Origin of the sequence: Chamaesiphon sp. VAR_48_metabat_403 (assembly GCF_031422475.1) — a bacterium.
Lineage (GTDB): Bacteria > Cyanobacteriota > Cyanobacteriia > Cyanobacteriales > Chamaesiphonaceae > Chamaesiphon.
On the sequence record NZ_JANPLS010000304.1, the window covers coordinates 1 to 10,242 of the forward strand.

9 protein-coding genes and 1 pseudogene are annotated in these 10,242 nt (G+C 44.3%); 7 read left to right on the top strand and 3 right to left on the bottom strand.

Annotated features, from left to right (window positions below):
• Positions 1–573: 573 nt before the first annotated feature.
• Both RMO79_RS14555 and RMO79_RS14560 read right to left on the bottom strand, forming a co-directional pair.
• Positions 574–1,347, bottom strand: a complete 774-nt coding sequence (locus tag RMO79_RS14555; protein ID WP_310483896.1) for an ABC transporter permease — start codon at positions 1,345–1,347, stop codon at positions 574–576.
• Positions 1,348–1,497: 150 nt separating this feature from the next.
• Positions 1,498–1,779 (bottom strand): hypothetical protein, encoded by a 282-nt coding sequence (locus RMO79_RS14560; RefSeq protein WP_310483897.1) that lies wholly within the window; start codon positions 1,777–1,779, stop codon positions 1,498–1,500.
• Positions 1,780–1,865: 86 nt separating this feature from the next.
• Here RMO79_RS14560 and minC point away from each other — a divergent pair, with 86 nt between their 5' ends.
• The 4 genes from minC (at position 1,866) to tgt (ending at position 5,715) form a co-directional block, all read left to right on the top strand.
• On the top strand, positions 1,866–2,705 hold the full coding sequence (minC, locus tag RMO79_RS14565; RefSeq protein WP_310483898.1) for a septum site-determining protein MinC: 840 nt from the start codon (positions 1,866–1,868) through the stop codon (positions 2,703–2,705).
• Between the two features lie 154 nt (positions 2,706–2,859).
• Entirely contained in the window at positions 2,860–3,660 is an 801-nt protein-coding gene (gene minD / locus RMO79_RS14570; RefSeq protein ID WP_310483899.1) for a septum site-determining protein MinD, read from the top strand.
• Between the two features lie 366 nt (positions 3,661–4,026).
• Entirely contained in the window at positions 4,027–4,341 is a 315-nt protein-coding gene (gene minE, locus RMO79_RS14575) for a cell division topological specificity factor MinE (RefSeq protein WP_310483905.1), read from the top strand.
• A 237-nt stretch (positions 4,342–4,578) separates the two neighbouring features.
• Positions 4,579–5,715: a tRNA guanosine(34) transglycosylase Tgt gene (tgt, locus tag RMO79_RS14580; protein ID WP_310483900.1), complete on the top strand. Its 1,137-nt coding sequence runs from the start codon at positions 4,579–4,581 to the stop codon at positions 5,713–5,715.
• Between the two features lie 16 nt (positions 5,716–5,731).
• On the opposite strand, the gene RMO79_RS14585 is transcribed toward tgt, so the two are convergent.
• Positions 5,732–6,592 carry a WYL domain-containing protein gene (locus RMO79_RS14585; RefSeq protein WP_310483901.1) on the bottom strand — a complete coding sequence of 287 codons (861 nt, stop codon included), beginning with the start codon at positions 6,590–6,592 and terminating at the stop codon, positions 5,732–5,734.
• A gap of 447 nt (positions 6,593–7,039) precedes the next feature.
• Here RMO79_RS14585 and RMO79_RS14590 point away from each other — a divergent pair, with 447 nt between their 5' ends.
• From RMO79_RS14590 to RMO79_RS14600, 3 genes and pseudogenes are all read left to right on the top strand, one after another.
• Positions 7,040–7,168, top strand: a complete 129-nt coding sequence (locus tag RMO79_RS14590; RefSeq protein WP_310483902.1) for a hypothetical protein — start codon at positions 7,040–7,042, stop codon at positions 7,166–7,168.
• A gap of 71 nt (positions 7,169–7,239) precedes the next feature.
• Positions 7,240–9,747, top strand: coding sequence for a hypothetical protein (locus tag RMO79_RS14595; RefSeq protein ID WP_310483903.1), 2,508 nt, complete (start codon positions 7,240–7,242; stop codon positions 9,745–9,747).
• Positions 9,747–10,242 (top strand): annotated as a pseudogene (locus RMO79_RS14600) (hypothetical protein); the annotation flags it as partial. The gene RMO79_RS14595 and the pseudogene RMO79_RS14600, both read left to right, overlap by 1 nt.

The following is a 10,242-nucleotide window of genomic DNA, read 5'->3' on the forward strand; positions in this document are numbered from 1 at the left end:
CCCTTTACCCCACCCTTTATAAGCTACGGTGTATACACATCTCTGGTGAGAAGCGAAATTGGTGGGAATCCCCCTGTCTTGAAAAGGTGCTTTACTTGCGGCTCGCCTTTGGACGGGTTCCCCGTCAAAAAAGGCGAGACAGCGACGCATCGACTGGGAGGTTCCCTCCCAGTTGTGTGCGTCAAGACAAGACAGGGGAAACAAGCGACGTTTTGGGGCGCGACGTTTTCGGGGGAAGCTTCCCCCGAAAAGCTCGCTTGGGAAGCTTCCCCCTAGAGCTTCGCGCCCCAAGAACGCACTTTTCGCTGTCTTGTCGTTTTTTTATTCGGGGGTTCCCCCGAATAAAAACGCCGCTGTCTTGTCTTGACGCACACAAACGGGAGGGAACCTCCCGTTCGATGCGTCGCTGTCTCGCATAATCCGGGAGGGAACCTCCCGGCTGCGAGCCGCTAAATCCCCCAAGGATGCGGGGGCTTTAAAAGTCCCCGCATCCTTGGGGGTTGGGGGATTTACACCTCGAAACGAAGTCTATCCGACTTGTGTATACACCTTACCCTCATCAACTCGATCGCCCTAAAATTGTCGGCGCGAGAAAATTACTGTTGTCATTAGTAATAATGCCACCGTATAAACTACCGCATATCCGGCATTTATCCACAGGACATCTGCTGAGGGAATAACGCCATAGACAGCATCATTTTTAAGGTCGAGCCGCGATAAATCTGGCAATACTAGATATAAATTATCGGTAAATTTTTGAAATCCAGGATTTTTGGTTACACCTGCTAATTTCACCATGCCTTCGCTTAAATGACCGACCAAATACAACGAAAAAGTTAGTAAAATTGCTAAAATCGAACTAGCAAATACGCCAAATAGCAAGGCAGCAGCAGCAATCAGACATAGTTCTAGAAACAGAAAAACCGACGAGAGTAGCAGGGGGAATAATTGATAATCGATCCTAGCCAGACTCAATATACATAGATAAATTGCTGTCATTCCCGCGACGACGATCGCCAGTACGGCAGATAATCCTAAATGCTTGCCGAGGATAAATTCAATACTACTAATTGGCTTAGTGACGATGGTAAATACCGTGCGCTTTTCGATCTCCTTATTAATGAGATTCGTACCCACGAAAATTGTGATTAGTACCCCTAATAAACTAGAACTAGCAGTGCCAAAATCGGTCAAAACTTTGTCTTGGGCGGCACCAGAAACTTCTGGCAATAGCCGCCAAGCTGCAAGCATCAGCATGGCATAAAACCCGATCGTCAAAAAGATGCGATCGCGCATCACTTCCCGAAACACGTTACTAGCTACCGCCCAAATCCGAATTAAACTCATGGTCTTAGGTCATGTCAAAACGATCTGAATGCACCTAATCATAGTAGATATCTTCACCAATCTGACGATCGACAGCTTATTCCACCAGATCTCGATCGGCTGTGACTTAATAATTTAATAGTATTTTAGTTCTGTAGTTGAGTCGATCGATTAGCGAGGTCTTCGATATCGCTTAATCGTACATTTTTTCATTGCCAGTGCGATCGACTCACGCTGAAGATCTAGCATGTATGTAGTTTGAGGAGTGGCGTGCAGACTAGTAAAAACATGTCGAGTCGTTGATGCCGCTACCGATCGGCTAAAGCAAATTTCAGATGTGGCGAGAATGACAGCGAATGTGGCGATCGCGAATTTAGGCATATTTTGATTGAGATTTAAATTTAAGTGGTTTAATTTACCGTTACTAAATATTACTACCTCGGCGATATTCATAAATACATGGTTAATAATTCCGACAGAATATCCGTTTGAAGTGTAAGATGTAAAAGCCATTTGCGATCTTCACCACTCTGTAGGCTATGAATGCTGATTTCTCATCCACCTTGTCGATACTGAATGCCCAGGGAAAAACAGATCCAATCCCCGTCACGCCATCGGAGCAACCAAAATTGCAAATTCGACTCAAAAATGAAGATGGAGTGGTAAAACTAATTCTGCCCACAGAAGCGGAAACGCCAGCTTCTGCTAGTTGGAACGATTTGTGGGAGCAGCTTCAGCAAAGACTTCAAGCTGGAAAAAGATTTTGGCAACCGTTATCGATCGTCCATTTAATCGCCCACGACAGGCTCTTAGATGCCAGACAACTCCAAGGCATCAGCGACGCGCTCGCCGATGTCGCCTTGCAACTCCAACTCGTTTCTACCACTCGGCGGCAAACGGCGGTAGCCGCAGCCACAGCAGGGTATTGCGTCATGCAGCAGCCCGCGATCGCCCCCCCGATTCCCACTACCCAAGACAAATTACCGCAGCTTGTCGAACCACTTTATCTGCAAATGACAGTCAGATCGGGGATGGATATTCGCCATGAAGGTACTGTGATTATCATGGGCGATGTCAATCCTGGCGGCGAAATTTTTGCAGCGGGGGATATTATTGTCTGGGGGCGGTTGCGCGGCATCGCTCATGCAGGTTATCCCAACAACCCTCAATGTCTGATTATGGCATTGCAAATGGAACCAACTCAACTCCGCATTGCCGATCGAGTGGCACGAGCACCAGAAACCCCGCCCCCACAGTTCGAGCCAGAAATTGCTTACGTCACCCCTCAAGGCATCAGGATCGCCCGCGCGATCGATCTCAAAACAACCCCCTATTTGCGCGAATTAGCTCTCCCCGGATCTGGACGCGTCGATCGATAGCTGCGATCGCACTTATAGATTTAACTGGGGACAACCCGATCGAGATCGAGCTTGGTAACTGGCGATTAACTTGGCACAGATCGATCGAGATCGGACTCTCGATCGCCAATCGAGTTTTTATAATTAATAATTACCAATTAACAATTTATAATTCATGACCCGCATTATTGTAATTACTTCCGGCAAAGGCGGAGTGGGTAAAACCACCGTCACTGCCAATCTGGGCATGACTCTTGCCAAAATGGGGCACCGAGTCGCGCTCGTCGATGGTGACTTTGGGCTGCGAAATCTCGATCTGTTACTAGGATTGGAAAATCGCGTCGTTTATACAGCCGTCGAAGTGCTGGCAGGCGAATGTCGTCTCGATCAGGCATTAGTCCGCGATAAACGCCAACCGGGGCTGGTATTATTACCCGCCACCCAAAATCGTAAAGCCGAAATGATCACCCCCAATCACATGAAATGGATGATTGGCGAACTCGCTCCTCAGTTCGATTTTGTGTTGATCGATAGCCCTGCGGGGATCGAAATGGGCTTTAAAAATGCGATCGCTGCCGCTCAAGAAGCTTTAATTGTCACTACTCCAGAGATTTCTGCCGTTCGGGATGCCGATCGGGTGATCGGATTACTCGAAGCTAGTAATATTAGTCCAGCACGATTGATTGTCAATCGCTTGCGTCCGGCAATGGTCGAAGCTAGTGAGATGATGTCTGTAGAAGATGTGAGCGAAATTCTGGCAGTACAACTGATCGGTGTCGTCCCTGAAGACGAACGAGTGATTACTTCCACCAACCGAGGCGAACCATTAGTATTAGAAGCTAATTCTACCTCTCGTGCGGCGCAGGCTTTTGATAATATCGCCCATCGACTGATCGGCGAAAAAACGCCCTACCTCGATCTCAGTGTCGAGCGTGATAATTTGTTGGCGCGACTGCGTAAAATCTTCACTAAATAGTCCGATCGCTAAAAGATCTAAATTAAATTTATAGTCTAATGTTAATTTAGTCACATCGATCGTCGCTTTAAGAGCGGATATTTACCGATCTAGATTGGTAAAGTTAACTACTTAAAGATCTAATATTTTAGCAATGTCTCCTGTTGAATTGCGTAGCACCTGTTGGTATAGTGTGGGTAGACGACCTAGTTTTACCGCCACAATTGACAAACGCAGCTCCTCAATTGCATCGAACTGAGAAAATAACTGCAAGTCCAACGATTGGGTCGGGAAATTTGTCAGTACTTAATTTTCACCATGCTTTACCCCTCGACGATTTCATCATTTAGGTGCTAATTCCCGCTATCGACTGCAAACACTATGACTATGATTAACGAATTTCTAGAAATGTTATTTCCCCGCATGGCAAATGAGCCGAGTCGGGAACATGTGAAGCGGCGATTGCAATTAGTCATCGCTCACGATCGCACCGATCTCAGCCCCCAAATGGTGGAAATGATGCGTCAAGAAATTCTAGAAGTCGTATCGCGGTATGTCGAAATCGATACCCAAGGCTTAGATTTTTCGTTAGAAAGCAATCAAAGAGTAACGGCACTGATCGCTAATTTACCCATTCGGCGCGTCAAAGATGATGCTGAAGTCTCCCCGATGGGCTGGGCTGGTGACGATCCGGCGAGTTAGGGATTAGGTTTTAGGCTTTAGGTTTTAGGTTTCAGTTGTGGGTGGCGATTGCGATCTGGATTTAGACCAAAACTTATGTCGTAAAATTTTATACTAAATAGTAAATTATTATTAGATCGGCTAAATTTTCAAACTAACACAAGCTCGATCCATTCGTGGCTATAAGTCTGTTCGTTGGCGTAGCCTCTCCTTTGGAGAATCGCCAGCCGTTCCGCATTAAATATTGAATCTTAAATCTTGAATCACTCCAATTTCACTTTCGACTGCTTGGGTAAATGCAGTCACACTCACGCTCGTGCGGGTGTTTTTCATACTCCGCACGGTATTGTCGAAACGCCGAGATTTATGCCCGTTGGTACCACAGCGGCTGTAAAAACGCTGACATCGGCGCACCTAGAAGATACTCAAGCTCAGATGGTATTAGCAAATACCTATCACCTGCATTTACGTCCCGGCGAAGACATCATTAGAGAAGCAGGTGGATTGCATAAATTCATGAACTGGAAAGGACCGATGCTGACTGATTCAGGCGGTTTTCAGGTATTCAGCCTCAGCAAAATGCGGAAAATTACCGAAGAAGGCGTAACTTTTAAATCGCCGTTAGATGGACGCACGATTTTTATTTCGCCTGAAAAATCGATCGAGATTCAAAATGCCCTCGGTGCGGATGTAATTATGGCATTCGATGAATGTCCGCCCTATCCCGCCACCCGCGAGGAAGTCGCCGCTGCGACAGATCGCACCTATCGCTGGTTCTCCCGTTGTATTAAGGCGCACCAACGCCCTGACGAGCAAGCCTTATTTCCGATCGTCCAAGGCGGCGTACACTTAGATTTACGTGCCGCAGCCGCTAAATCGCTGCAAGAATTTGACGTTCATGGATATGCCATTGGTGGTGTTAGCGTCGGCGAACCAGCGCACTTCATTCACAAAATCGTCCGTGCTACGGCTCCATTATTACCCGAAAGTAAACCGCGCTACCTGATGGGCATCGGTACCTATAAAGAAATGGCGATCGCGATCGCCTCCGGCATCGATTTATTCGATTGTGTCATCCCTACACGGGTCGCTAGGCACGGTGCAGCCTTCGTCCGGGGCGAACGCTGGAATCTCAAAAATGCCCCCTTCAAACGCGATTTTACCCCCTTAGACGATACATGTCCTTGTTACACTTGCCAGAACTATAGCCGCGCCTATTTATGCCATCTGATCCGCTGCGGTGAAATCACCGGGTTTACCCTGCTATCGATCCACAATATTACCGAGCTAATTCGCTTCACCCAAAAAATTCGCGATGCCATTTTACGCGATCGATTTATGGAAGAATACGGACACTGGCTGACTAGTGAGGAAGATGAATCCGATCGGAAATAAAGCACTATAGGATCGCTCAATCGTCTTGATACCGCTGTTGCATCGTCTTAATTTCTAGAACGATCGCATCTCGCATTCTTTGTGGTGAAATTACCTCACAATCTTTGCCATAACGAAATATTTCTCGCTTGAACCAAAACGGAGAGCTAATCGATCGCACTACTCTTTTAACCTGCATGGATTCATCCAACCATTCATTTACATCATCTCGATTCTTTTTACTCTGGTAACTACGCGCTAACCCGCCAAACAGATAAATTTCCACCGGAATTGTATCTAAACCACTCCGCCAAGATCGATCGATTTTGACAATCGCTGCGTCAGTAATTCGATCGAGCCGCAGCGACCAATTATGCTGTAGCTCCGAGATATCGCCACTATTATTTTCCTCGCACCAACAATCCAAGTATTCATGCTCGTCACGAGCGACGATCTCGGCAAAGTAAACAGTAAATGTCCAAATCTGCTCTTTAGCATCTTGATAAGAGAGTCTAAAAGGCTGCTGACGCTTGATATATCGATCGATCTGTACGCGCCAGCTAGCTAGCTGTTGACCACCGACAAATGAATCTAATTCTTTACGCAGTGGGATTTTCAGCTCGGCACGTTCTAGTAGGAGTTCGGCAATTGTGAGCGCGTCGGTATTTTTTCCCAAGTCGATTAGGTTCAGACGCGCCCGATCTAGGGCATTAATCCGCTCGTCAGTCCAATCATGATTAGCAGCGATGAGGATCTTTCGATCGGCAATTGCTTTTATCAACCCCGAAATATTGGGTTTGTCGCCCCAAGTCATGCCAAATTCTAAGGCAAAGGCTTCGAGCTGCTCTTTGTCTCGATCGGATATTGATAGTGTGATGGACTGTCCGCGACGACCCATGATTGTGTACGTACACTTTGAGCGTACAAGTGCTTGACGATCTCGATTATAAGGGCGAATATAGATGTATTGCCATAGATTACGTAGACATGAGAGATGATCGCCTGAACCATCACACAAAAAAACTGCCAGTATTCACGACAGTTTTTCGCTGGATAAAGATAGAACGTCCCTTACAGGGATTACTAGGTGAAACTGAATTGAAGTACGCACTTCTATAATTGCTATTTTTCAGTCCCAGAGGGATTAAGAGAGTCTCTTACAGGATTTTATCACAATGGAGTCGTCACCGCAAAAATTCAATAATAGCTATAACCATGTTTGCATGGTAAGCTAATAACCAACGGCAAAAAGTTGCTGGATGGCTCTTAGCGGTGTGATTACTACTATTTTAACATCCAGTCACGTTCCCCAGGCAAATTTTTCGTAAACTTCAACAAGGTATTTATGTACTATAATTTAGACGAGATTTCACATCAAATCGAACAACTGGAGCAGCGAATCGAAGAGCTGCGCTTTTCTCCTGTCATCAATGCAGATGGAGACATTGTTTCATATGACGACCTAGAAGATTAATCTCTAGGCTATTTCAGGAGATAGACTCGATCGAGTCTATCTCCTCCTTAAAACTTTACTCAACAACAACTATGAGTATCTATTCACCCGATCGAATCAGAGATCTGAAAATTCTGGTCGGTACTTTAGCCGCAAACGTTTTACCAGAAGCGACAGCCAGAACATTAATAGCCAGTTTAACAGTCGAACCGGAAGTAAAGGCGATCGCTTTAGCAATTGCGGCAACCTTCGATCGTCCTCAATTGAAGAGAACGCTTAACCTCTCACGCACACGGAATACTGTTGAGAATTTGGATGTGACTTTTGAAGGCACGCAAGTCAGCTATCAGGGGCAGAAAGTTGGTAAGATTGCGATTCTGTTTAAATCACCTTTACCTGGAGAGCTTCAGGCAAGATTAGCGATCGAGAGTGCAATCGATCGGTACCTGGAATATCTGCAAAAGGTTCATTACATTATTGTCCTAGAAGAAAGCGATCGACACGTTCGAGTTTTTATACCCGCTCTGTTAATTCCAGATTTTTCAATCTTATGGAAAAGCTTTATTGATGATGTGGCATTTTCAGTTTATGGACTGACTAGACCACAACTGCCTGGTTTGACTCAAACATTTATTTTGATGCTAAATTCCGTTACTTTATCTGCTAGAGGATTTAGTACCCTAGAGATTCCAATATTAAACAGAGGACAGGCAAATGTTTTATCAGCCTTGTATTTTAGTGTCTGGCGCGAGGCAAAAAAAAGACAGAGCGATCGGCAGCAAAAGATCGTAGGATTGCTGACAGAGCTTGAAAATGAAGATCTCCACGAAAAAGATATCAAATCTAAGACTAAGCAGCTTGAAGATGCTCAAGCCATGCAGTTAAAAGAAGCAAATAAATATCAAGAAGATTTTCAGAAACTTTTTGGTAGATTACTACAAGAACAGCATGATACAAGCTCAGAGATACAAGCAATTCAAGATAAACTATCCCAATCAGGACTATCTAAAACAGAATCAAATAAATTACAGAAGCAACAAGACAAGCTAAATGTGAATTCTATTTTCTCAAAAGAGTTCGCAGAACAAAAACTGGAATACTTGAGACAGGCTGGCGGCGATCCATTTAAGTTTATCGATCTAGATCGACAACAAAATCTAGATAAGTTTATTGTAATTGATTCAATTGCCAAAAACTTCACTAAGACTGCAACAGACCAAATTAACGGTACTCGTGGAGATATTTTCACCAAGTGTATTGCGGAAATGTATCGGTTAATGGAGATGGGCGATAGCCAATTTGCATCGCTACCGCCACCATTATTAACAGAGCAACCTAATCTAGGATCGGGAAGATCTGCGGGAGATGATAACAAAGAATTTTGTTATTCTTGCGGTATCGCGATCGATCCAAAAACTGCTGAATGGAAAGTATTAAGATTCATCTTCGAGCGTCCCGAGCAGCGTCGCCAGTCAGCATCAAGTGAAGGTAGACCGCATATTTGCGCCTCTTGCTCGGCATTAGCATTTGCTTCACCACTAAAAGTCACAGACGAAAGTATCATTTTACGACTCGAACCGAGTGGAAATGATGTATCAGCGAAACTGAAATTCAAAGATTATCTTCGGATGTTGACAAACAAAGAGATACATTTGAGTGCTGGTAAATATATCGTGCTGGCTTCAGACAAAACCCAAGGTGGCGATTTAGCCTCTCAGAAGTTGGGTCAAGTTCAATATGCTTTAGCAAAAATTGCTGAAATATTTCCGGTTGAAGTGCTATCAGATTTTAACTTTTCCCTGATAACACAGGGCAGTCAAGTAATTAACTTGGCTAGGAGACATCTAATTTTTATTAAAGGATTGATGGATGGCTATGGTCAATCGATCGTTACTGTTGGCAAAGACATCAACATGACATTAGGAGATGTAATTCGTTATGTGCAGCAGGATTTACCCTACTTGGCTGATTATACGCTTACCAAGATTGCCAACATTTCTAATAGCTTGGAAATGGAGAAAATTCGCGCTCTCTACTGGGACGTGATTCAATCGGATATAACCTCACAAGGAGATTTTATGGATTCTGATACTAAACTATCTAAACTAGCTAAACGAGCTAGGCTTTATCGAGATGTTGCTGCTTTAACTGGTTTAACCTATGCATTCGCTGAATCTTTGGAGGGTACAGCGAAAAAGCTAATGGATTCAGATGATGCAAAACGCGAAGTAAGTAAATTAATTGAAAAAGTAGATGATGCCGTCATCTTCTGCTATTTTGCAACTCTTGGTGATGAAAATAAGACAAGTGTTAAAGCCAGACTCTGGCATAACATAGATAATGACTTTATTTATAGCCAAACCAAAGATTTACTAGCAGATGTCGTTTTGACAGATCGGGAAGAAACAGGAGAAGATGGCAAGATCTGGCTTAATCTTTATGCTGATGACATTCCAAGAGCATATACCTACTTTGCTGAAAAAGAATATTATCGCGAAGAAAAAGATTGGAAAGAATTGACTTATCAACTTAAACTTTCGCTCTATACTCGATTCCCCGAATTGGTTCGTCAACTAAAAACTACTGGAGAAAAACCCTAATGGCTACCGGAATACCTGAAGACAAACAAAATCCTCGAATGCATTTTGATATTTACGCTATTTTAGAAGGATCCCAAGAGCTATATCTAGGACATGAAGTACAAGTCAATGTTAACTTGGTTGAGATTGTCAAACTAACAACTAAAAATGGTAAATCCATCGAAAAATGCTATATTTCTCCCACTAAAAGGCGTGGTGTCGAACGACGTTGCCTCATCTGGGCACCTGTAAAAAGTGGTGTGCTGCTAGGAGATAAGCAAAATTGTGGGATTCCGTCCACATGTGCTCTACCTACTTGTCCGATTTGCGCTACCTATGGTGGATTAATTGCAGGTAAGAAAACATTAATTGGTCGTGTAACGCATGGTGGTGGGGTTGCTGTTCAAGATATCTACCCAGTGGAAAAGCAGCGAGCGATGCATCCTTCAATCCTCGCAAATGATATGACCAAGAAAGAAGAAAAGCCGATGCCCTTCAAGCGTCAGTATAACCAAC

Coding starts and splice junctions, on each gene's coding strand:
- RMO79_RS14555 (WP_310483896.1), bottom strand. CDS start 1,347: ATGAGTTTAATTCGGATTTGGGCGGTAGCTAGTAACGTGTTTCGGGAA.
- RMO79_RS14560 (WP_310483897.1), bottom strand. CDS start 1,779: ATGAATATCGCCGAGGTAGTAATATTTAGTAACGGTAAATTAAACCAC.
- minC (WP_310483898.1), top strand. CDS start 1,866: ATGAATGCTGATTTCTCATCCACCTTGTCGATACTGAATGCCCAGGGA.
- minD (WP_310483899.1), top strand. CDS start 2,860: ATGACCCGCATTATTGTAATTACTTCCGGCAAAGGCGGAGTGGGTAAA.
- minE (WP_310483905.1), top strand. CDS start 4,027: ATGATTAACGAATTTCTAGAAATGTTATTTCCCCGCATGGCAAATGAG.
- RMO79_RS14585 (WP_310483901.1), bottom strand. CDS start 6,592: ATGGGTCGTCGCGGACAGTCCATCACACTATCAATATCCGATCGAGAC.
- RMO79_RS14590 (WP_310483902.1), top strand. CDS start 7,040: ATGTACTATAATTTAGACGAGATTTCACATCAAATCGAACAACTGGAG.
- RMO79_RS14595 (WP_310483903.1), top strand. CDS start 7,240: ATGAGTATCTATTCACCCGATCGAATCAGAGATCTGAAAATTCTGGTC.